At 75.8% G+C, this 20,881-nt stretch carries 19 protein-coding genes; 7 read left to right on the plus strand and 12 right to left on the minus strand.

The window, feature by feature from the left end:
• Positions 1–24 precede the first annotated feature (24 nt).
• From KPF22_RS13205 to KPF22_RS13230, 6 genes are all read right to left on the minus strand, one after another.
• Positions 25–1,446 carry an SDR family NAD(P)-dependent oxidoreductase gene (locus tag KPF22_RS13205; protein WP_208825486.1) on the minus strand — a complete coding sequence of 474 codons (1,422 nt, stop codon included), beginning with the start codon at positions 1,444–1,446 and terminating at the stop codon, positions 25–27.
• Between the two features lie 63 nt (positions 1,447–1,509).
• Positions 1,510–2,169 carry a heme oxygenase (biliverdin-producing) gene (locus KPF22_RS13210; protein ID WP_208825489.1) on the minus strand — a complete coding sequence of 220 codons (660 nt, stop codon included), beginning with the start codon at positions 2,167–2,169 and terminating at the stop codon, positions 1,510–1,512.
• 100 nt (positions 2,170–2,269) lie between these two features.
• A complete protein-coding gene (locus KPF22_RS13215) occupies positions 2,270–2,869 on the minus strand; it encodes a TetR/AcrR family transcriptional regulator (protein WP_224402209.1) in 600 nt (199 codons plus the stop codon).
• A 40-nt stretch (positions 2,870–2,909) separates the two neighbouring features.
• Positions 2,910–3,395: a peroxiredoxin gene (locus KPF22_RS13220; protein ID WP_062395851.1), complete on the minus strand. Its 486-nt coding sequence runs from the start codon at positions 3,393–3,395 to the stop codon at positions 2,910–2,912.
• Positions 3,396–4,276: 881 nt separating this feature from the next.
• Positions 4,277–6,178 carry a primary-amine oxidase gene (locus KPF22_RS13225; RefSeq protein ID WP_224402210.1) on the minus strand — a complete coding sequence of 634 codons (1,902 nt, stop codon included), beginning with the start codon at positions 6,176–6,178 and terminating at the stop codon, positions 4,277–4,279.
• Positions 6,175–7,701, minus strand: coding sequence for an APC family permease (locus tag KPF22_RS13230; RefSeq protein WP_224402211.1), 1,527 nt, complete (start codon positions 7,699–7,701; stop codon positions 6,175–6,177). The genes KPF22_RS13225 and KPF22_RS13230 overlap by 4 nt, the downstream gene beginning before the upstream one ends.
• 210 nt (positions 7,702–7,911) lie before the next feature.
• Here KPF22_RS13230 and KPF22_RS13235 point away from each other — a divergent pair, with 210 nt between their 5' ends.
• Together KPF22_RS13235 and KPF22_RS13240 are read left to right on the plus strand one after the other, a co-directional pair.
• Complete coding sequence (locus tag KPF22_RS13235) at positions 7,912–10,335, plus strand: amino acid permease (protein WP_224402212.1); 2,424 nt, start codon at positions 7,912–7,914, stop codon at positions 10,333–10,335.
• Positions 10,332–11,081: an IclR family transcriptional regulator gene (locus tag KPF22_RS13240; protein WP_208825500.1), complete on the plus strand. Its 750-nt coding sequence runs from the start codon at positions 10,332–10,334 to the stop codon at positions 11,079–11,081. The genes KPF22_RS13235 and KPF22_RS13240 overlap by 4 nt, the downstream gene beginning before the upstream one ends.
• 26 nt (positions 11,082–11,107) lie before the next feature.
• On the opposite strand, the gene KPF22_RS13245 is transcribed toward KPF22_RS13240, so the two are convergent.
• On the minus strand, positions 11,108–11,494 hold the full coding sequence (locus KPF22_RS13245) for a DUF6319 family protein (protein WP_307799818.1): 387 nt from the start codon (positions 11,492–11,494) through the stop codon (positions 11,108–11,110).
• A gap of 193 nt (positions 11,495–11,687) precedes the next feature.
• Between KPF22_RS13245 and KPF22_RS13250 the strand changes: the two genes are divergently transcribed.
• Positions 11,688–12,068, plus strand: a complete 381-nt coding sequence (locus tag KPF22_RS13250; RefSeq protein ID WP_224402213.1) for a VOC family protein — start codon at positions 11,688–11,690, stop codon at positions 12,066–12,068.
• 3 nt (positions 12,069–12,071) lie between these two features.
• On the opposite strand, the gene KPF22_RS13255 is transcribed toward KPF22_RS13250, so the two are convergent.
• A complete protein-coding gene (locus tag KPF22_RS13255; RefSeq protein WP_224402214.1) occupies positions 12,072–12,719 on the minus strand; it encodes a TMEM175 family protein in 648 nt (215 codons plus the stop codon).
• A 70-nt stretch (positions 12,720–12,789) separates the two neighbouring features.
• On the opposite strand from KPF22_RS13255, the gene KPF22_RS13260 reads away from it, so the two are divergent.
• Positions 12,790–13,806, plus strand: a complete 1,017-nt coding sequence (locus KPF22_RS13260) for an alcohol dehydrogenase catalytic domain-containing protein (RefSeq protein WP_224402215.1) — start codon at positions 12,790–12,792, stop codon at positions 13,804–13,806.
• On the opposite strand, the gene KPF22_RS13265 is transcribed toward KPF22_RS13260, so the two are convergent.
• Positions 13,791–14,039, minus strand: coding sequence for a hypothetical protein (locus tag KPF22_RS13265; RefSeq protein ID WP_073574538.1), 249 nt, complete (start codon positions 14,037–14,039; stop codon positions 13,791–13,793). The two genes, KPF22_RS13260 and KPF22_RS13265, sit on opposite strands and share 16 nt — an antisense overlap.
• A 157-nt stretch (positions 14,040–14,196) precedes the next feature.
• Between KPF22_RS13265 and KPF22_RS13270 the strand changes: the two genes are divergently transcribed.
• Positions 14,197–15,504: an MFS transporter gene (locus KPF22_RS13270; protein ID WP_208825512.1), complete on the plus strand. Its 1,308-nt coding sequence runs from the start codon at positions 14,197–14,199 to the stop codon at positions 15,502–15,504.
• A 79-nt stretch (positions 15,505–15,583) separates the two neighbouring features.
• On the opposite strand, the gene KPF22_RS13275 is transcribed toward KPF22_RS13270, so the two are convergent.
• Positions 15,584–16,558, minus strand: coding sequence for a threo-3-hydroxy-L-aspartate ammonia-lyase (locus KPF22_RS13275; RefSeq protein WP_224402216.1), 975 nt, complete (start codon positions 16,556–16,558; stop codon positions 15,584–15,586).
• A gap of 133 nt (positions 16,559–16,691) precedes the next feature.
• Here KPF22_RS13275 and KPF22_RS13280 point away from each other — a divergent pair, with 133 nt between their 5' ends.
• Positions 16,692–17,081: a hypothetical protein gene (locus KPF22_RS13280; protein WP_208825518.1), complete on the plus strand. Its 390-nt coding sequence runs from the start codon at positions 16,692–16,694 to the stop codon at positions 17,079–17,081.
• Positions 17,082–17,112: 31 nt separating this feature from the next.
• Positions 17,113–17,886, plus strand: a complete 774-nt coding sequence (locus KPF22_RS33130; protein WP_308010383.1) for a class F sortase — start codon at positions 17,113–17,115, stop codon at positions 17,884–17,886.
• A 58-nt stretch (positions 17,887–17,944) separates the two neighbouring features.
• Here KPF22_RS33130 and hrpB read toward each other — a convergent pair whose 3' ends face one another.
• Together hrpB and KPF22_RS13295 are read right to left on the minus strand one after the other, a co-directional pair.
• Complete coding sequence (gene hrpB / locus KPF22_RS13290) at positions 17,945–20,581, minus strand: ATP-dependent helicase HrpB (protein ID WP_224402217.1); 2,637 nt, start codon at positions 20,579–20,581, stop codon at positions 17,945–17,947.
• Between the two features lie 16 nt (positions 20,582–20,597).
• A complete protein-coding gene (locus tag KPF22_RS13295) occupies positions 20,598–20,747 on the minus strand; it encodes a hypothetical protein (RefSeq protein WP_208825523.1) in 150 nt (49 codons plus the stop codon).
• Positions 20,748–20,881: the final 134 nt, after the last annotated feature.

Below are 20,881 nucleotides of genomic sequence, written 5' to 3' on the forward strand. Positions count from 1 at the left end.
CCGACAGTGACGGGTGAGACCCCTCTACCAGGAGGACACGCGGTAGTTCTTCAGGAACACTCCGTGCAGGTCCTCGCCGGCCTCCCCGGCGACGATCGGGTGGTAGACCCGGGCGGCGCCGTCGGCGAGGTCGAGCGGGGCGTGGAACCCCTCCTCGGCCAGGCGCAGCTTCATCGGGTGCGGGCGCTCGTCGGTGATCCAGCCGGTGTCCACCGCGGTCATCAGGATCCGGTCGGTCGCGAACATCTCGCCCGCGCTGGTGCGGGTCAGCATGTTCAGCGCGGCCTTCGCCATGTTGGTGTGCGGGTGCCCGGGGCCCTTGTAGCCGCGCCCGAACACGCCCTCCATCGCCGAGACGTTCACGACGTACTTGTTGCGCGCCGTGGACGCCGCCATCGCCGGGCGCAGCCGCGACACCAGCACGAACGGCGCCGTCTGGTTGCACAGCTGCACCTCGAGCAGCTCGAGCGGGTCCACGTGCTGGACGTGGTCGACCCAGCTGTTGACCGCCGCGGTGTCGGGCAGCAGCCCGCCCGCGTCGACCGCGGTGCCGGCGGCCATCCGCTCCGGCGACGCCGAACGGGCCGTCGTCGCCAGCGCGGCCAGGTCGCGCCCGCCCGGGACCGCCCCGGCCAGCAGGAGCGGGTGCTCGCGCGAGGCGCTGGTGAACGACACGATCTCCGGCAGCTCGCCCGCGGGCAGCTCCTCGTGCTCGGCGGCCTCCAGCGCGGAGTAGGAGCCGGGTGAGCGGCGCACCGTCTGCGCGGCGTTGTTGACCAGGATGTCCAGCGGTCCCGCGGCGGCGACCTCGTCGGCGACGGCGACGACCTGGCCCGGGTCACGCAGGTCCACCCCGATCACCCGCAGCCGGTGCAGCCACTGCGCCGAGTCGGGCAGCGCGGCGAAGCGGCGTGCGGCGTCGCGCGGGAAACGGGTGGTGATGGTGAGGTGGGCACCGTCGCGCAGCAGCCGCAGCGCGATGTACATCCCGATCTTGGCGCGGCCGCCGGTGAGCAGCGCGCGGCGCCCGGACAGGTCGGTACGGGCGTCGCGGTGGGCACGGTGCGCGGCGGCGCAGTCCTGGCACAGCTGGTGGTAGAAGGCGTCGACGACGGTGTAGCGCGTCTTGCAGACGTAGCACCCGCGGGCGCGGTGCAGCGTCCCCGCGGTCGCGCCGGGGGTGGTCGACACCAGCGGGATGCCGGCGGTCTCGTCGTCGATGCGCCCGGCCGCGCCGGTCGCGGTGGCGGCGGTGACGGCCTCGTCGGAGGACTTCTCGGCCTGCCGCTTCGCGGCGCGGCGCCGCAGCCGCACCGACTTCCAGATCCCCGCGGTCGCCCGCCGGACGACCACGGCGTCGGGGTGTTCGGGTGGCAGCTCGTCGACCCGGGCCAGTACCTTCAGCGCGGTCGCGAGCTCGTCCGGGTCGATGCCGGGGCTGGACACCGGGACACTCCTGGGATCGGTGGTCGGGGGACGGGCGTCGATCCTAGTTCCCCCGATTCCGGCTCAGGACGCCAGCGGCTGCGCGAGCCCGACCTCCTCTGCCATCTCGGTGAGGACGGCGATGTTCAGCTCGAAGGCGTGCACCGCCTCGGCGAGCAGCCGCTCGCGCTGCGCCGGGGTCCAGGCCGCGTCGTCGAGCAGGGCGCGGTAGCGGGTCCGGAACGCCGACGGGCTGCCGAGGGCCCTGAAGTCGTAGAACAGCCGCCCGGGGCCGTCGATGCCGTAGGTGCGCTGCAGGATCTTCCCGACGACCTGGCCGCCGGCCAGGTCACCCAGGTAGCGGGTGTAGTGGTGGGCCACGAACAGCGCCGGGTCCGAAGCGGCCTCGCGCAGCCGCGCCACGTAGGCCGCCGTGGAGGGCAGGATCCGCGGGACCCCGCCGCCGAGGGCGTCGAGGTCGGCGTGCAGGGCGGGCACCCGGCGCAGCTCGTCGATCACGAACGGGGCCGCGACCGGGTCGGCGGCCAGGGCGTCCCCGGCCTCCTCCAGCGCGGTGTAGATCGCGACGTACTGCTCCGCGAGCAGGGTGTAGGCGTCCAACGGGAGATCACCGTCGAACAGCGCCCCGAAGTAGCTGCACCGGTGGGCCCGCTCGTGCACCGCCCAGGTGGCCTGGCGGAGATCGGCGGACAGCGTGCCCGTGATGGGGGTCGTGGCGTCCATCGGCCCTCCCGTGACGTGACGTCTGGTGCGACGGCACGGCGCCGGATCTGACACCGTGTCAGATCACGATGGTAGGGCCCCGACTCGGGTAAGGCTAGCCTCAGTCGCGCGCAACCGTCGAGACCGCTCGCAGCACGGCCGCGACCGCCGTCGCGATCGTCGCGTCGAGCTCCGCCGGGTCGACGTCGACGATCCGCCTGCTCGACAGCGCCCCCGCCACGACGGCGGCGAGCACCCGGGGGTCGTCGTCGACCATGCAGCCCTGCGCCGCGCCCTCGCGCAGCACCGCCACCAGCCGGTCGGAGATGGGGTCGGCGTGCGCGGCGATCCGGCGGTAGGCGGCCGGGTCGAGGGCACCGGCCAGCGCCTGGCCGGGCGGGAGATGGAACTCGGCGAGGCGGCGCAGCTGCAGCCGGGCGAAGGCGGCGAGCCGTTCGCGGGGGTCCGCGGCCTCGGCGAGCGCGGCGTCGAGCTGGGCGACGTAGCGCTCCGCCTCGTGCTCGACGAACGCGACGAGCAGGGCCTGACGGTCGGGGAAGTGGTTGTAGAGCGCCGAGCGCCCCACGCCGGCGGCCGCGGCGACCCCGGACAGGGTCACCGTGTCGAAGCCGCGCTCGTAGAGCTGCACGCGCAGGGCGTCGAACACCCGCTCGCGCACCTGCTCGCGGTGCGTCGCCAGCGAGCCCAGGACCTTCGGCACGCGGGCCAGTGTAGGCCCGCGTGCCGGTCGGCCCGGAACCTCAGAGCTGCGCGAGCACCGACTCGACGCCGGAGATCTCGACGGTCGGCGGGACCGGCTCGACGCCGATCCAGCGCACGACGCCGTCGGTGATGATCGCGGCGTAGCGCTGCGACCGGGTGCCGAGGCCGAACTTCGACCCGTCCATGTCCAGACCGGCGGCCTTGGCGAAGTCGCCGTTGCCGTCGGCGAGCATGAGCACCGCGTCGCCGGCGCCGCGGGACTCGGCCCAGGCCTCCAGGACGAACGCGTCGTTGACCGAGGTGCAGGCCACGGTGTCGACGCCCTTGGCCTTGAGCTCGTCGCGGCGCAGGACGTAGCCGGGCAGGTGGGTGTCGGAGCAGGCCGGGGTGAACGCGCCGGGCACACCGAACAGCACGACCGTGCCGGTACCGAGCACCGAGGCGCTCTGCACGGGCTTCGGGCCCTCGGCGGACGGGGTCATCAGGGTGACGTCGGGGATCTGGTCACCGGCGGCGAGAGCCACGGGTTCCTCCTGGTGCTGCGGGGTGGAGCGGTCGGGACCGACCCTAGTCCGCCACCGCCCCGCCCGGCCCCGCGCCGTCGTCACACCCCGTCCTGTCGCCGGGCACCGCCGCACAGGTTCGGGCACCGCCGCACAGGTCCGGACCCGTGCGACGCGTTCGGAACCCGTGCGGCGCCGGGGGCGGCGGTCGCGATCGTGAACGAGAGGGGCCGGATCGGGCGCGGTGGGGGTGGGGAACGGGTTCGGTGGCGGCATGGACGGACCCTTCCCGGACCACGGTGTCCGGTTCCGTGCGGACCTGCGGGCGGCGGGCGTCGATGACGGCGAGATCGGCCGGGACCTCCGTCGCGGCGAGCTCGTACCGATCCGCCGGGGCGCCTACCTCGACCACGGCGACCCGGCTCTCGTCGACGCCCGCGGCCGGCACCGGGCCGCGGCCGGTGCGGCGCTCGACCGGCTCGGCCCCGGCGCCCACGCCGGCCACGTGTCCGCGCTCGTCCTGCTCGGCATCGCCTTCCGGGACCTGCCGCTGGACCGCGTCCACGTCACGCGTGACCGCTCCCACGGTGGTCGTCGCACGCGGGACCTGCACGTCCACCCGTCCTCGCTGCCGCGGGAGCACCGCGGGCGGGCCGGCGGGCTCCCCGCACCGGTCCTCCAGTGGCCCGTGCAGGTGGACGGCCTGCGGTACCGGGCGACTTCGCGTGGCCGGAGCACCGGGTGGTCGGTCCGACCTGACCCCCGTCACCGCGACCGCCTCCCGCCTGCGCGCGGCCCTCGGCCGCTGACGACACCGGCGCCGCACACGTCGTGGACGCGCCGCACAGGACAGAACCTGTGCGGCGGCGACACGACCTGTGCGGCGCCGGTTCGGAGTGGGGTCAGTGGCAGCTCGTGGGCGCCGGCGGGACGTCGAGGGTGGGGTTGCGGTCGAAGAACCCGGCGGGCTTCAGGACGAAGCCGGTGTAGTCGACCGGCATGACCGGCCAGTCCTCCGGCCGCGGGAAGTGGGTCAGCCCGAAGGTGTGCCACAGCACGACGTCCTGGCCGTCGAGGTCGCGGTCCGCGGCCACCCAGTTCGGCAGTCCGTCCCCGCCCGGGTTCTGGTTGACGAAGTCACCGGCCGGGTAGCGCTGCGCCGGGTCGTAGCGGGTCACCCACAGCGCCTTCGAGGCGAACGTCGCCCGCGCGTGGATCGACGACGCCGGGTCCGCCAGCAGGGTGGGCTGCCCGTGCGGGTGCAGGACGTAGCCGACCGGCCGTCCCAGGGCGTTGGTGCTCTCGGTGTTCACCACGTGCCAGACCCGCCCCGACCCCGGGTCGGCGTCCCGCTGGGCCTGCGACTCGCGGGTCAGCCGGGTGGCCGAGCGGGCGAACGCGTTGCCGTGGGCGTTGCCCTCGCCCATCGGCACGCGGACCGCCTCGACCTCCTCGACGGCGTTGGCCGTGCCGTCGACGGTCATGTCCAGCCGCGCGGAGAACAGGTGCTGGTGGAACGGCGCACCCAGGCCGGGCGCGACCTCGGTGGCGTACTCGCCGGGCGTGCCGGAGGTGAACACGATGCCGGTCGCCTTGCACTCCAGCTCGATGGTGCCGTCGAGGTAGAGGTACCAGTAGAAGCCGTAGTCGTAGTTGCCGATCGGGGTGAAGAACGAGATCACCAGGCGACGCTGGCGGCGCACCTCACGGGCGCCGGTGAAGATGTCGGTGTGCTTCCAGAGGACGCCGTGGTCCTCCTCGTGCATGCAGATGGCGTTGCTGATCGTGCGCGGGTTGCCCAGGTCGTCGGCGACCACCGCGTCGAGGTAGTGGATGTCGCCGAGGCAGTCGCAGCCCAGCTGCAGGGAGTCGGCGTAGCGGGCGAACATGTACTCGCCGCAGTCGAAGTAGTTCTGCCAGAACCGCACCGGCGCCGGGTCGGCGTAGGGCACGACCATCTCCGCGACCGAGGCGCGGTAGCAGATCGGGCGCTCGTCGAAGGCGATCTGGTGCAGGGTCAGGCCCTCGCGCTCGTTGAACCCGACACGCAGGTCCCACTTGCCCCAGCGGACCCGGCCGTCGGTGACGGTGAACGAGCGCCCCTCGGGCTGCGTGATCTCGATCGGCTTGAGCGAGGTCATGTGCTCGCCCTGTACGGCCGGGTCGTCGAAGTTCCCGCTGGTCGCGGGCACCGGCACGACACCGGTGTCGATCACCCGGTCGACCGTGCGGGCGGTGAGGTCGACGTAGGCGACGAGCCCGTCGACGGGATGTGCCCAGGCGTGGTCGGCCTCGTGGTCCTGGCGGAACCCGAAGGCGCGGGCGAGGCGGCGGCCCTTCTCCCCGGGGATGTCGTAGACGCCGGCCGACAGCGGCACGGCGCGCACCGAGGCGGGCTCCAGCCCGCGCTTCTCCAGCGCGGCGAGCCAGTCCGGCGAGGCGTTCAGGACGTCCTCGATGAACTCGAACTCCGAGTCGATGATCGGCGGCTGCCCCTCCCGCTCGGGCTCCAGCTCGCGGCAGGAGACCAGCTCGCGACGGGTGACCGAGACGACCGTGTCGTGGGAGCGCCCGGTGCCCAGGTCCAGCAGCACCGCGCGGAAGCTGCGCTCGGCGTCGGCGCCGTCGGGGTGGGCGAGGACCTCGGCCTTGGGCGGCTCCTCGGGGGCGAAGAACGCGAAGCGGACGTGCTCGGTGAGCAGCCCGGCCGCGGCGAGGACCTCGCGGACGACGGTCACCTCGGCCTCCGTGGTCGGGGCCAGTGGGTGGCTCGCGGTGGTGCGCGGCTCCTGGACGGCGGTCATCGGGTCTCCTCCTGGAGGTCGGTTCCGGCGGTGTCGTGCCCGGTGTCGTGCCCGGTGACGGTTCCGGGTGCGTCGGGCGAGGGCAAGGTCCCGGGGCGGCCACCCGTGAACCGGGTCAGGACCGTTCCGAGTACGAACGCGGCGACCAGGACCCCGCCGATGGCGGTGGCCAGCGCGGGGGAGCCGCCGATGAGCGTCGGGAAGTTCGCGACCGTCAGCCACAGGCAGACCAGCAGACCGGCCAGTCCCAGCGCCGGGGCCGCGACGGTGTGCCAGAACCGGGTGTCGACGCGCGAGCGGCGGAAGAACACGAGCACCGCAGCGCAGGTCAGCGCCATCAGGGCGAGCACCCCGAGGGTCGCGGTCCCGGCCATCCAGGCGAACACCTGGGTCACCGGGTCCATCCCGGTCACCGCGAACACCGCGATCAGCGCCAGCGCGGTGCCCGACTGGGCCGCCGAGGCGGCGTGCGGCGAGGCGTGCCGGGCGTGGCTGCGGCCCAGCGCGGCGGGCATCGAGCCGGCGTTGCCGAGGGCGAACAGGTAGCGCGAGAGCACGTTGTGGAACGACAGCAGCGCCGCGAACAGGCTGGTGACCAGCAGGACCTGGGCCAGGTCACCGCCGACGGGGCCGAGCACCGCGGTGATCGTCGCGACGATCATGTTCCCGGGGTCCTCGGTCGCGCGGGCCACGGCGCCGTCGTCGCCCCAGGCGGAGACGACCGCCCACGACGACAGCGTGTAGAACGCGCCGATCAGCACGAGGGCCAGGTAGGTCGCGCGGGGGATGGTGCGCCCGGGGTCGCGGGCCTCGTCGCGGAACACCGCGGTGGCCTCGAACCCGATGAACGACGCGATCGCGAACATGATCGCGATGCCGAGCGAACCGGACAGGAACTGCGACGGCACGAACAGCGCCGTCGAGCGGCCGGAGCCGAGCCCGCCGGTCGCGGCGACGACGGCGTCGAACACCAGCACGATCGCGACCTCGGCGACCAGCAGCGTGCCCAGAACCCTGCCGGACAGCTCGATGTGGCGGTAGCCGAGCACCCCGGCGACGACGAGCGCCAGGGCCGCGTAGAGGTACCAGGGCAGGGCGGGCCCGCCGTAGTGCTGCACCAGCGCGTCGACGGTCGCGCCCAGGTAGCCGTACACCGCGGCCTGCACCGCGGTGTAGGTGACCAGCGCGAGGAAGGCCGAGCCCAGGCCCGGCGCGGCACCGAGCCCGCGGGCGACGTAGGCGTAGAACGCGCCGGCACCCGGCACGTGCCGCGACATGGCGCAGAAGCCCACCGCGAACAGCAGCAGCACCACCGCGCACAGCACGAAGGTCATCGGGAACGCGGCACCGTTGCCCGCGGCCAGTCCCAGCGGCACCGTCCCGGCGACGACGGTCAGCGGCGCGGCCGCGGCGACCACCATGAACACGATCGACCCGGCGCCCAGCGTCCCGCGCAGACGGTGCCGGTCCGCGGGCTCCGGGGACGGCGACGGTGGTGACGGGCGGGGCGCGGGTGCGCTCACGGTTCCTCCTGGCGGTCGAGGCGGGCGTCGGGTGCCGGGACGGTGGCCGGTGCCACGGACCGTGCACAACGCCGGATCCCGTGTGGTGCGAATCACCGGCGGTGGTCTTCCCGTGCTGCGGGAACGGCGCCGGAGTTTTTCTCGTTCGACCCGTCGTCGCTGGTCATGGCGTCGACACGGGGAGCTAGTGTCCGCGGGCGAGGATCACCGATGAGGGCGGGAGGGGGCGTCGTGACGTCGTTGCGTGACCGGTCACCGGTGCACGGTCTGGCCCGGCGACGGGTGGGCCCGGCCGACGTCGCGGCGCAGTCGATCGCCGGCTCGGCACCCTCGGCGGCGATGGCGGCCACCCCGGTGATCGTCGCGGGAATGGCCGGGGCGGGGACGGTGTGGTCGTTCGTCGTCGCCGGTGTGCTCGCGCTGCTCGTCGCCGCCTCGGTCGCCCGGTTCACCCGCCGGATGGCGGCACCCGGGGGGATCTACACGCTGACCGCGCAGGGCCTCGGCGCCGGACCGGCGTTCGCGGCCGGGATCGCGACGCTGGCCGGGTACCTGCTGCTGTGCGGCGCGGCGATCGCGGGTGCCGTGGCCTACCTCGGGCCGTTGTGCGGGCCGTGGGCGACCGGGCCGCTCGCGTCGGCACTGCGCGCCGTCGCGGTCGGTGCGGTGGTGACCGCGCTGGTCGTGCGCGGGGTCCGCCCCGCGGCCCGGGTGGTGCTGCTGGTGGAGGCGGTCGCGGTCGCGGTGCTGGTCGGGGTGTTCGTGGTGCTGCTCGTCGGCGGCCCGCTGCCCGGCCCCGGCGCGCCCGCCACGCACGCCGGCCATCGGGAACGCGGCACCGTTGCGGGCGTCCCAGCGGCCCGTCCCGGCGCGGCGGTCAGCGGCGCGGCCGCGGCGACCACCATGAACACGATCGCCCGGCGCCCGTTCCGCGCAGACGGTGCCGGTCGCGCGGTCTCGGGGACGGCGACGGCGGTGACCGGCGGGGCGCGGGTGCGCTCACGGTTCCTCCTGCGGTCGAGGCGGGTTCGTCGGGTGCCGGGACGGGCCGGTCCACGGACCGTGCACAACGCCGGTGCCGGTGGTGCGAATCACCCGCGGTGGTCTTCCCGTGCTGCGGGAACGGCGCCGGAGTTTTTCTCGTTCGACCCGTCGTCGCTGGTCATGGCGTCGACACGGGGAGCTAGTGTCCGCGGGCGAGGATCACCGATGAGGGCGGGAGGGGGCGTCGTGACGTCGTTGCGTGACCGGTCACCGGTGCACGGTCTGGCCCGGCGACGGGTGGGCCCGGCCGACGTCGCGGCGCAGTCGATCGCCGGCTCGGCACCCTCGGCGGCGATGGCGGCCACCCCGGTGATCGTCGCGGGAATGGCCGGGGCGGGGACGGTGTGGTCGTTCGTCGTCGCCGGTGTGCTCGCGCTGCTCGTCGCCGCCTCGGTCGCCCGGTTCACCCGCCGGATGGCGGCACCCGGGGGGATCTACACGCTGACCGCGCAGGGCCTCGGCGCCGGACCGGCGTTCGCGGCCGGGATCGCGACGCTGGCCGGGTACCTGCTGCTGTGCGGCGCGGCGATCGCGGGTGCCGTGGCCTACCTCGGGCCGTTGTGCGGGCCGTGGGCGACCGGGCCGCTCGCGTCGGCACTGCTCGCCGTCGCGGTCGGTGCGGTGGTGACCGCGCTGGTCGTGCGCGGGGTCCGCCCCGCGGCCCGGGTGGTGCTGCTGGTGGAGGCGGTCGCGGTCGCGGTGCTGGTCGGGGTGTTCGTGGTGCTGCTCGTCGGCGGCCCGCTGCCCGGCCCCGGCGCGCCCGTCCCGCCCGCCGGCCCGGGAGCGGTCGCCGCGGGCGTGGTGCCCGCGCTCGCGGCGTTCATCGGGTTCGAGGTGGCGACCTCGCTCGGGGCCGAGGCCCGGCGCCCGTTCCGGTCGGTGCCGCGCGCGGTCACGGCGACCGCGGCGGTGACCGCGGTGCTCTACGTCTTCGCGGCCGCGGTGCAGGTCGCCGGGTTCGCCGCCGTCCCGGGCGGGCTCGCCGGGCAGACCCAGCCGGTGCAGGTGCTCGCCGTCGCCCGCGGCTGGTCCTGGATCCCCCCGCTGCTCGACGCCGCGCTCGTCCTGTCCTTCCTCGCCTGCGCGGTCGCGACGACCACCGCACTGTCGCGGGTGCTGTTCGCCCTGGCCCGCGACGGCGTCGTGCCCCGCCCGCTGGGGCGTACCCACCGCCGGTTCCGGACCCCGCACGTCGCCGTCGGGCTCGGGGCGCCCGCGGCGACGCTCGCGGTCGCCGTCCCGGTCGCGCTGGGCGTCCCCGTCGGGACGGTGCTCGCCGCGCTGCTCGGCGTCGCGACGGTCGGGTTCCTCGTCGGCTACGCGCTCGTGTGCCTGGCCGCGCCGGCGTTCCTGCGCCGCATCGGCGAGCTGACCCCGGCCGCGGTCGCGACCGCGGTGGTGGCCGTCCCGTCGCTGGTCGCGGCCCTGGTCGCGTTCGTCGTCGCCGCCCCGGCCACCGGGATCGCGCTCGCCGCGGCGCTCGGGGCCGGTGCGGTGTGGGCCGTCGTGCTGCGCCGCCGCGGGCGGCTGCACGGCCTGGGCGTCTACGACGAGACCGTCGCCTCCGACGTCTGGGGGCGGGCCCGGTGACGGTGGACCCGGCGCCGATCAGCGGACGCCAGCCACGGGCCGTGCGGACCGCGCTCGCGGTGCTCGAGGAGGTCGTCGCGGCCGGACCCGGGGTCACCGCCAAGGAGATCTCGGCGGCGCTGCGGCTGCCCCCGGCGACCACCTACCGGGTGCTGAACCTGCTCGTCGGTGAGGAGTACCTGGTCCGGCTGCCCGACCTGCGCGGCTTCGCGCTCGGCCGCCGTGCCGCGCGGCTGTCCCCGGTCGCGGTCCCGCGGCTGCCGACCGCCGCGCGCACCGTCGTCGACCACCTGCGCGGCCGGGTCCGCTGGGGCGTGCACCTGGCGATCTTCGACGGCGCCCGGCTGCAGGTCCTCGATCCGGACCCGGACCACCCGCCCAGCGACGCCGACCTGCTCGCCCGGCTGCCCCAGGCGTCCGCGCTGGGCAGGCTGCTGCTCGCCGAGCAGCCCGACTGGCGGGCCCTGGTCCGCGACCTGCGCCCGGTCACCGACCGCACCGTCACCGACCCGGACGCGCTCGACGCCGTCCTCGCCGCCGTCCGCCGCGACGGCCTGGCCACCCAGACCGGTCAGCTGCGCCCGGACCGCGGGTGCCTGGCCGTACCGGTCCGTTCGCCCGCCGACGGGGCGCTGGTCGCTGGTCTCGCGCTGTCGGGCCCGGCGACCCGGGTCGCCGACCCGGACCCCGAGCTGGTCACCCTGCTGCGCGAGCACGCCACGACACTGGGGCCGCTGCTCGGCTGAGCCCCGCGCCGGTCACCCCGGCGCGGTCACTGCTCCAGCTCGGCCAGGTCCTTGCGGGCCTGCTCCAGCTCGGCCTCCAGCTCCGCCACCCGCGCGGCCTTCGCCGACCGGGCGCCCTCGATGAGCTCGTCGACCGGACCGGACAGGTCGGCGTGCAGCGCCGCAGCCGCCGCGGACACCGCCGACGCCGTCACCGGCAGGCCGCGGGCCACCCACGTGGTGCCCTGCTTCAGCTCGGCCTGCCAGTCGCCGTCGGCGGAACCGCTGACGGTCAGGGTCATGGTCACGACCCGGGTGGTGCGGGCCGTCGAGCCCGGTGGCCTGCCCCGCCTCCGCTTCGGCGGCTCGGGCGCCGGGGTGCTCGCGGTGTCCGCGGGCGGGGTCTCCCCGCCGGTCGTCAGCTCGTCGTCCACGTGCGTCTCGTCTCTCTCCACTCGGCTGCACGGCCAGGTACAAGGGTGATTCACGAACGCCCGTTCGCCGGTAGCGACCCGCCCGATTGGTCCGTGTGGGTGTCGACGTCCGACGCCCGGTCACGGTCGGGGCGGTGGCGGTCACCCACAGGAGGATCTGCGTCCGGGTGGTCCGGCTGCCAGCATCGCGGGCATGCGCATCGACCACCTCGACCACCTGGTGCTGACCGTCGACGACGTCGACGCCACCGTCGCCTTCTACACCCGCGTGCTCGGGATGGAGGCCGTCGAGTTCGGCGGCGGGCGCCGCGCACTCGCCTTCGGCCCCAGCAAGATCAACCTGCACGAGGCGGGGCGGGAGTTCGAGCCGAAGGCCGAGCGGCCCACCCCGGGCAGCGCCGACCTGTGTCTGATCACCCTCGACCCGATCGAGCAGGTCCGGCGCGAGCTGGCCGAGGCCGGCGTGGCCGTCGAGGAGGGACCGGTCGAGCGGACCGGGGCACGGGGTCCGCTGCTCAGCGTCTACCTGCGCGATCCGGACGGGAACCTCGTCGAGATCAGCAACGAGGTCTGAGCCTCACGCGGTGTCCCGCGTGCCCGCCTGCGCGCGGGCCCGCGCCGCGCGGTGCTCGGGGAACAGCCGCTCGGCGACGGCCGAGACCGGGACGGTCAGCAGCCAGGACAGCATCGCCCAGGTCGGGCTCAGCGGGGCGATCACCAGCGACGGCAGGAACGACACCACCGGCGCCAGCCCGTTGACCAGCGTGTGGCGGGCCTCGTCCGGGGTCACGTCGGCGCGGGTCAGGCGGCCGCGGTAGGAGCCGTAGGCCCACATCGCGGCGGAGAACGAGCCGATGACGACCAGGGTGGCCGCATAGAGCACGACGGCCGCGGTGCTGTCGCCGTGCCCGCCGAGCAGCGACGTCGGGAACGGCAGGAACGCGATGCCGAACAGGTAGCCGAGGTTGAGCGTCATCATCCGGGCGTCGGCGCGGTCGAAGCGGGCGAACAGCTGGTGGTGGACCGTCCAGTACCGCCCGATCACCGCGAAGCTCAGCGCGAAGGTGAGCATCCGCGGCAGCAGCTCCACCAGCTGCGGGGCGACCGGGCCCGGGCCGAACTCGGCGTCGGTCAGCGGCAGCACCAGAAGCGTGATCGCGATGGCGAACACCCCGTCGCTGAAGAACGTGATCCGTTCCAGCCCGACCTCGACCCGACGCCGCATCCCTGTCCTCCCCCCGTGCAACGGCGCTCATCGTGCCCCACCGGCCGCCACGGACCTAGGCTGGTCCGTCGTGACGTCCCCGCTCGTGCGCACCGTCCGCTTCCACGCCACGGGCGGCCCGGAGGTGCTGCGGATCGAGCGGCTGCCGCTGCGCGACCCGGGACCGGGGGAGGTGCGGATCCGGGTGCACGCGGTCGGGCTCAACCGCTCCGAGGTCAACTTCCGCCGCGGCACCTACCTCGACGCCCCGGTGCTCCCCGCGGGCCTGGGCAGCGAGTGTTCGGGCACCGTGCTCGGGACCGGTCCGGGGGTGACGGGCTGGGCGCCCGGCGACGAGGTGTGCGTGATCCCGGCGTCGTCGCAGAACGAGCACCCGGTCTACGCCGACGAGGCCGTCGTGCCGGTCCGGTCGCTGCTGGCCCGCCCGCCCGGTCTCGACGACGACGGCGCCGCCGCGCTGTGGATGCCGCTGCTGACCGTGTGGGGCATGACCCGCCACGCCGTCCGGCTGCGGGAGGGGGACCGGCTCGTCGTCACGGCCGCGGCGAACAGCATCGGGGCCGCTGCGCTGCAGGTCGCACGGCACCTCGGGGTGCACGCCGTCGCCGTCGTGCCCGACGACCGGCACGCCGCGGTCCTGCGCTCCGCCGGGGCCGCCGAGGTGCTGACCGGCGCACCCGACGCCGAGACGCTGCGGTCCGCGCTCGGCGGCGGCGCCGACCTGGTCCTCGACGCCGAGGGCGGTCCCGGCGTCGCGCGGCTGGTGCGGGCCTGCGCGCCGGGCGGCGCGGTGATCGTCCACGGCGGGCTGTCCGGGGAGCCGACACCGCTGCCCGCGGCCGGGTACGCGCCGGTCTGGCTGCGCCGCTTCCACGTCCGCGAGGTCACCGGCGTCGCCGCGGTGCTGGCCCGCGCCGAGGCGTTCGCCCGCGCCGGGCTCGCCGCGGGCACGCTCACCCCGCTGGTGGAGCGGGTCTTCGACCTGGACGACGGCGTCGCGGCCGTCGCCGCCGCGCACGCGCACCTGGAGTCACCGGACCGGGCCCCGGGCAAGCCGGTGCTGCGGACCGGTCAGCGGAACAGGTAGGCGCCCAGCAGGGCGTTCCCGACGCCGGCGACCAGCCCGAGCGCGCCGAGCGCGATCGCGACGACGGCGGTGCGCCCCGCACCGCGCCGGCGGGCCGTGACACCCATCCACATCGCGACCGCCCCGCCGGCCCAGCCGAGCACGGCCAGGAGCAGGGCGCCGATCGCGGCGAGCGCGCCCAGGAACGCGGCCTGCCGGGCGAGACGGTCGGCCTCGGCGGCGGTGTGCGGCACGGGGCCTCCTCGACGGCGGGGTCCCCGACCGTAGCGGGACATGGGCACGGTCACGGTCGTTCGCATTGCTCATGACATGTGTTGCGTGATGCAATGTTCACCAGGTCCGATACGTCCATGATCTCTCCGGGGTCCGTTCCCGGGGAAAGGCGATGACATGTCCCGAACATCCGGTGCGGCGCACGCCCCCAGCCCGTTCCGTCAGCCCAAGGCCGTCTGGGCGGTGGCGTTCGCCTGCGTCATCTCGTTCATGGGCATCGGGCTGGTCGACCCGATCCTGCCGTCGCTGTCCGGGCAGCTGCACGCCACGCACGCCGAGGTCGAGCTGCTGTTCACCAGCTACCTCGTCGTGACCGCGATCGCGATGCTGGTGACCGGCTGGGTGTCGTCCCGGATCGGCGCGAAGAGGACCCTCATCACCGGCCTCGCGCTGATCGTGGTGTTCGCGGCGCTGGCCGGGGCGTCGTCGGGGATCTGGGGCATCGTCGGCTTCCGGGCCGGCTGGGGCCTGGGCAACGCGCTGTTCATCGCGACCTCGCTCGCGGTGATCGTCGGCTCGGCCTCGGGCGGCTTCGCCGGTGCGATCGTGCTCTACGAGACCGCGCTCGGCGTGGGCATCGCCACCGGTCCGCTGCTCGGCGGCCTGCTCGGCAACGTCTCCTGGCGGGGCCCGTTCTTCGGCGTCTCGGTGCTGATGCTGATCGCGCTCGTCGCGACCGTCGTGCTGCTGGAACCGACGCCGGTCCCGACCCACAGGGCACGGCTCTCCGAACCGCTGGCCGCCCTGCGCCACCGCGCGCTCGCCACCACCAGCGGGGTCGGGCTGCTCTACAACTGGGGCTTCTTCACCCTGCTCGGCTACGCACCGTTCCTGATGGGCGGGCTCGACCCGATCTCGCTCGGTGCGGTGTTCTTCGGCTGGGGGCTGCTCGTCGCGGCCTTCGCGGTGTTCGGCGCGCCCTGGCTCAAGGACCGCTTCGGCACCGCGCGGACCCTCTACGGCGCGCTCGTCGGCATCGCGGTGCTGCTCGCGGCCATCGGGCTGTTCGACGACGTGCCCGCCGTGGTGATCGTCGCGGTGGTCCTGTCCGGCATCGTGGTCGGCGTCAACAACACCCTGGTGACGACGGCGGTCATGTCGATCTCGCCGGTGCCCCGCCCGACCGCGTCGGCCACCTACGGGTTCGTCCGGTTCATCGGTGGCGGCCTCGCCCCGTTCGCCGCGGGTCTGATGGCCGCGGCCGTCGGCGCCTCGGTGCCGTTCCTGATCGCCGCGGTCGTCGTGCTGGTGGGGGTGGTGCTGCTGTCGACGATCCGCCGTGACCTGGACGCCGCCGACGCCGAGGCCGGGCAGCCCGGCCCGTCGCACGAGCGCGCCGACGCCGAGGAGGCCGTCCGGGAGGTGCCCGGGCTGCCGACCGAGGCGGTGATCGCCGAGGACGCGTTGCAGCACGACCGGCGCTGAGTCCGTCCGCCCGAGGGGCCCCGTCCGGACCGTCCGGACGGGGCCCCTCGGTGTCGTGCCGCCCGGGCCGGTGGCGCGGTCAGCCGGTGACGAGGGCGGCGAAGCGGTCCAGGTCGACGTTGCCACCGGAGATCGTGACGCCGATCCGCGCCCCCGCCCACCGCTGCGGGTCCGCGGCGACGGCCGCCCGCACGCCCGCGAAGGCCAGCGCCCCGGTCGGCTCGACGAGCACCTTGTAGCGCGCCGCGAACAGCGCCATCGACTCGACCAGGGCGGTGTCGGGCACGGTCACGATGTCGGTGACGAGCTGCGCGATCACGGGGAACGTGTGGTCGCCGAGGTGGGTGGTGGCGGCGCCGTCGGCGAGCGTGCGGGGCTGCGGGATGCGCACGACGTGCCCGGCGCGCAGGGACTGCAGGCCGTCGTCGCCGGCCTCGGGCTCGACGCCGTACACCTGGGCGTCGGGGGACAGGGCCTGCGTCGCGAGCAGTGATCCGGAGAGCAGCCCGCCCCCGCCGAGGCAGACGAACAGCGCGTCGAGCGGGCCGTGGTCCTGCAGCAGCTCCAGCACCGCGGTGCCCTGCCCGGCGATGACGTGCGGGTGGTCGTAGGGCGGGACGAGGGTGAGCCCACGCTCCTCCGACAGCGCGGTCGCGATGGCCGCGCGGTCCTCGGCGTAGCGGTCGTAGCCGACGACCTCGGCGCCGTAGCCGCGGGTGGCGGCGAGCTTCGAGGCCGGGGCGTCGTGCGGCATCACGATCGTCGCGGGGACCTCCAGCAGCTGCGCGGCCAGCGCCACGGCCTGGGCGTGGTTGCCCGAGGAGTACGCGACGACCCCCGCCCGCCGCTGTGCCGTGGACAGCCGGGACAGCGTGTGGAACGCCCCGCGGAACTTGAAGCTCCCGGTGCGCTGGAGGTTCTCCGCCTTCACGAACACCTGCGCGCCGAGCTCGGCGTCGGTGAGCCGGGAGGTGAGGACGGGGGTGCGGTGGGCGTGGCCGCGCAGGATCGCTGCCGCGGCCCGGACGTCGTCGGGGGTGGGGAGAGCGTTCACCGGACCACCTTCCGCCGCCCGGCGGAGCCGGTTCAAGTCCGTTCGGATCCATTCACGATCGGGTGTAACGACCGACACGTCCGGATCGCTGCTACCTGCGTGGCTCCCCCACGTTCCCCGGAAGGACCCCCCGATGCGCCTCCGCTCCCTGTCCGCCGCCGTGCTCCTCGCGACCGCGGCCGCCCTCCCGCTCGCCGGTACGGCCTTCGCCCAGGACCGCGACTGCAAGGACTTCGCCAGCCAGGCCGACGCCCAGGCGGCCCTGACCCCGGGCGACCCCGAGAACCTCGACGCGAACGACAACGGCGTGGCCTGCGAGGACCACGACTACGGCAGCGCGGCGTCCCCGGCCACGGTCGAGGCCGCCTCCGACGACTCCACCCAGGTCACCGCGACGCCGGTCGGTGGCGTCGAGGCCGGTGGCGGCCCGGCCGACGTGCTGCCGCTGGCGCTCGGTGCCGTCGTCGCCGGTGGCATCGGTGCGGTCGCGGTGCGGCGCGTCGCCGCCGGTCGCCGCGGCTGACGCCGGCCCCGTGCCCGGTCCCGTCCTCCCGGTGCCCGGCCCCGCCGCACCGTCCGGTGCGCGGGCCGGGCGTGGCCCCGTGGCCGGGGACCGGTCCGGGCGCGGAACGGTGGCCGGGGACCGGGCCGGGGCGGTGCGGCGCGGGAGCCCGGACCGCGGGCGACGGGCGCGGCGACGGGCCGGTGCGCTGCGCCGGGTGACGCGGGTGCTGGCGCCGGTCGGTGTCCTCACCGCCGCGCTGCTGCTCGCCGACCCCGCGGGCGCACCCGAGCCCGGGGCGACGGCCGTCGCCTCCGTCCCGGTGCCCGCTCCGGCGCCCGCGCCGGGGGCGTTGCTGCCGCCGGGGCCCGCGCCGCTGGTGCGGTCCGAGCCGGTCCGGCTGCGGATCGACCGGCTCGGGCTCGACACCGTGCCCCGGCCGATGGGGCTGGCCGCCGACCGGTCGATGGAGGTCCCCGCGGATGCGGGCACGGTCGGCTGGTACACCGGCGCACCGACCCCGGGGGAGGTCGGTCCCGCCGTGCTCACCGCGCACGTCGACTGGAAGGGGCTGCCCGGCGCCTTCGCCGACCTGGACACCCTCGAGCCCGGCGACGAGGTCCGTGTCGACCGCGCCGACGGGACGTCGGTGGTGTTCGCCGTGCGCCGGGTCGGGCGCTTCCCCAAGGCGGAGTTCCCGACCGCCGAGGTCTACGGCGATCTCGACCACGCGGGCCTGCGACTGATCACCTGCGGCGGTGTGTTCGACCGGTCGGCCCGCAGCTACGTCGACAACGTCGTGGTGTTCGCCGACCAGGTCCGCTGAGCGGCCCGGCTGTCCGCGCCCCGCGCCCGTCGGCGACGGGGCCGCCGGGGCGCGGGGCTCATCTCCGGCGCCCGGTGCCCCGTCCCGGTGTCGCGGTCCGCGGGTCCTCGGGCCAGGCGTGCTTCGGGTAGCGCCCGCGGAGCTCGGCCCGGACCTGCGGGTAGGCGTTGTCCCAGAACGAGTCCAGGTCCGCGGTGACCGCCGTCGGACGCCCGGCGGGGGAGAGCAGGTGCAGCACCACCGGGACCCGCCCGTCGGCGACGGCCGGGGAGCCGGTCCACCCGAACACCTCCTGGACCTTCACCGGCAGGGCCGGGGCCGCGCCGGAGTAGTCCAGTGCGATCCGGGACCCGGTGGGGACGGTGAGCCGCTCCGGGGCCAGCTCGTCGATCCGCCCGGCGAGCCCGCCCACGGACGCGGCGACGTGGCGGCGCAGCGCGGGGCCGGCGTCGACCCGGGCCAGGTCGGAGCGTCGCCGTGCGGTGGCGAGCGGACCGGCCAGCCACCCGGCGGGATCGGCGGCCGAGTCGAGCAGCGCCTCCTCGGACACGTCGGGCCACGGTGGGCCCAGCACCCGGTGCAGGAAGCCCGACCGCTCGCGCAGGGAGACCGCCCCCGCCGTCCAGCGGAGCAGCCCGGTGCCCTCGGCACGCAGCCCGGCGACGAGCGCGTCACGGACGGCGCCGGGGTCGGGGGAGCGGTCGGGCTTCTCCGACAGCACGATCGCGCCGAGCCGGTCGACGGTGCGGGCGCGGACGTCACCGTCGCTCCAGATGGCCTCCGAGCCGGTGACCCGCAGCGGCGCGGCGGCCCGCAGCGCGGTCGCGGCGTCGGTGGTCGCGGCGAGGCGGACCCGGCCGTGGGTCTGCCCGGGGCGCCGGTCGGCGACGGCGACGGCCAGCCACTCGGCGTCGCGCAGCGGCCCGGGCGGGACCTCGACCGCGGTGCCACCGGTCATCAGGAACACCCCGGCCGCGGCGTCGCGGCGCCGGGCGAGCCGCTCGGGGTAGGCGAGCCCGGTGACCAGCGCGACGAGCTCGGCGCCCGGAGCCCCCGCGGCGCGCCCGGCCCGTTCGCGCGCACGGCCCGGGGCCGCGGCGGCCGGGCCGGAGTGCGCAAAGGCTCCCGGCGAGGTGCCCGGCGACACGGTGGCGGTCGGCGAGGCGGCGACCGCGGGGGAGGAGGCGGGGGACGAGGCGCGGGCGCGGCGCAGTGCACCGGTCAGGCGGTCCCGGTCCGCACGCCACCGCCCGGCGCCGGGGGCGTCGCCGGAGCGCAGCCGGGACAGTGCGGCGGTCAGGTCGTCGGCGGGACCGGCGAGGGTGTCGTCGTCGAGGACGGCGACGATCCCGGCGACCTCCCGCGGGTCCCCACCGGCGGCGACGCCGTCGAGCAGGGCCCTGGCGAGGCGCGGGTGCAGACCCAGCGCGGAGATCCGCCGTCCCCGGTCGGTGACCGCGCCTCGCGTGTCGATCGCGTCGAGTGCGGTCAGCGCCGTCCGTCCGGCGGCCAGCGGACCGGGCGGCGGGGCGTCCCACCAGCGCAGACCGCTGCCGTCGGGGGTGCCCCAGACGGCGAGGTCCAGCGCGAGCGCGGTGAGGTCGGCGGTGCGGATCTCGGGGTCCGGGGCGTCGGCGAGGACCTCTCCCTCGGGCCAGCAGCGGTAGGCGACGCCGGGGGCCTCCCGGCCGGCGCGGCCCGCGCGCTGGGTCGCGACCGCGCGCGAGACCCGCCGCGTCACGAGGCCGGACAGTCCGCGCCGGTGGTCGGTGTGCGGGACCCGGACCAGCCCGGAGTCGACGACGGCCCGGACACCGGGCACGGTCAGGCTGGACTCGGCGACGGCGGTGGCGAGCACGATCCGGCGCCGCGGCCCGTCGCGCAGCGCCGCGTCCTGCTCCGCGGCGGGCAGCCTGCCGTGCAGCGCGAGGACGTCGGCGTCGGGTCCCAGCTCGCGCAGCGCCGACGCGGTCCGCCCGATCTCCGCGACGCCCGGCAGGAACGCCAGCACGCTGCCGTGCTCGAGCGCCCGCACGCACGTCCGGGCGACGGTGTTCTCGATCCGCTCGGTCCCGCCGCGACCGGCCCGGGCGGGCGGGACGTGGGCGACGGCGACGTCGTAGCTGCGGGCGGCGACCTCCAGCACCGGCGCGGGCCGGTCGTCGTCGCCCAGCAGTACGGCCGGGCGGGCCGCGTCGAGGGTCGCGGAGGTGGCGAGCAGCCGCAGGTCGGGCCGCAGCCCGTCGCGGGCGTCGAGCAGCAGGGTGAGCAGCAGGTCGGCGTCGAGGTGACGCTCGTGCACCTCGTCGAGGACGACGGTGGACACCCCGGCCAGCTCCGGGTCCCCGGCGAGGCGGCGCAGCAGCAGGCCGGAGGTGACGACCTCGACCCGGGTGCCCGGCCCGGTGCGGGCGTCGCCGCGGACGCGGTAGCCGACCGGCCCACCGACCTCGGTCCCCAGCAGCGACGACATCCGGGCCGCGGCGGCCCGGGCGGCGACCCGGCGCGGCTCGGCGACCAGCACCGTGCCCCCGGGTGCCGAGCCGGAGCCGTCGAGCCCGGCCAGGGCGAGCGGCACGAGGGTGGTCTTGCCGGTTCCGGGCGGGGCGACGAGCACGGCGGCGCCGCGGTCGTCCAGCGCCGCCCGCAGCTCGTCGAGGACGGCGCGGACCGGCAGGTCGGGGAGTGGGGGCATCACTCCCGAGTATGGGTCAGGCCAGCCCGCTGTAGGACAGCACCATGATCACGACGACGGCGGCGGCCAGTCCGGCGGTGATCAGCAGCAGCACCCAGCCCGGCAGCGCGGTCTCGTCGAGGACGGGGGCCGCGGGACGGTGGGTGGCGGCGGTGGTGGCGGGCATCGTTGCTCCTGCGGTTCGGACTGCGTCAGACGGACGAACCTGATGTCGCGCACGGACCAGGAACCGTTAACCGTGGTCCCCGAAACTGATGACGGCTAGGTTCGGAGCGACGTCGACGACGACCGTCAGGCCCG

Origin of the sequence: Pseudonocardia sp. ICBG1034 (assembly GCF_020131375.1) — a bacterium.
GTDB lineage: Bacteria > Actinomycetota > Actinomycetes > Mycobacteriales > Pseudonocardiaceae > Pseudonocardia > Pseudonocardia alni.

Bases quoted from the DNA above. Each gene is read 5' to 3' on its own strand.
- KPF22_RS13210 (WP_208825489.1), bottom strand. From the start codon at position 2,169: ATGGACGCCACGACCCCCATCACGGGCACGCTGTCCGCCGATCTCCGC.
- KPF22_RS13225 (WP_224402210.1), bottom strand. From the start codon at position 6,178: ATGACCGCCGTCCAGGAGCCGCGCACCACCGCGAGCCACCCACTGGCC.
- KPF22_RS13235 (WP_224402212.1), top strand. From the start codon at position 7,912: ATGAGGGCGGGAGGGGGCGTCGTGACGTCGTTGCGTGACCGGTCACCG.
- KPF22_RS13250 (WP_224402213.1), top strand. From the start codon at position 11,688: ATGCGCATCGACCACCTCGACCACCTGGTGCTGACCGTCGACGACGTC.
- KPF22_RS13255 (WP_224402214.1), bottom strand. From the start codon at position 12,719: ATGCGGCGTCGGGTCGAGGTCGGGCTGGAACGGATCACGTTCTTCAGC.
- KPF22_RS13270 (WP_208825512.1), top strand. From the start codon at position 14,197: ATGTCCCGAACATCCGGTGCGGCGCACGCCCCCAGCCCGTTCCGTCAG.
- KPF22_RS13280 (WP_208825518.1), top strand. From the start codon at position 16,692: ATGCGCCTCCGCTCCCTGTCCGCCGCCGTGCTCCTCGCGACCGCGGCC.
- hrpB (WP_224402217.1), bottom strand. From the start codon at position 20,581: ATGCCCCCACTCCCCGACCTGCCGGTCCGCGCCGTCCTCGACGAGCTG.
- KPF22_RS13295 (WP_208825523.1), bottom strand. From the start codon at position 20,747: ATGCCCGCCACCACCGCCGCCACCCACCGTCCCGCGGCCCCCGTCCTC.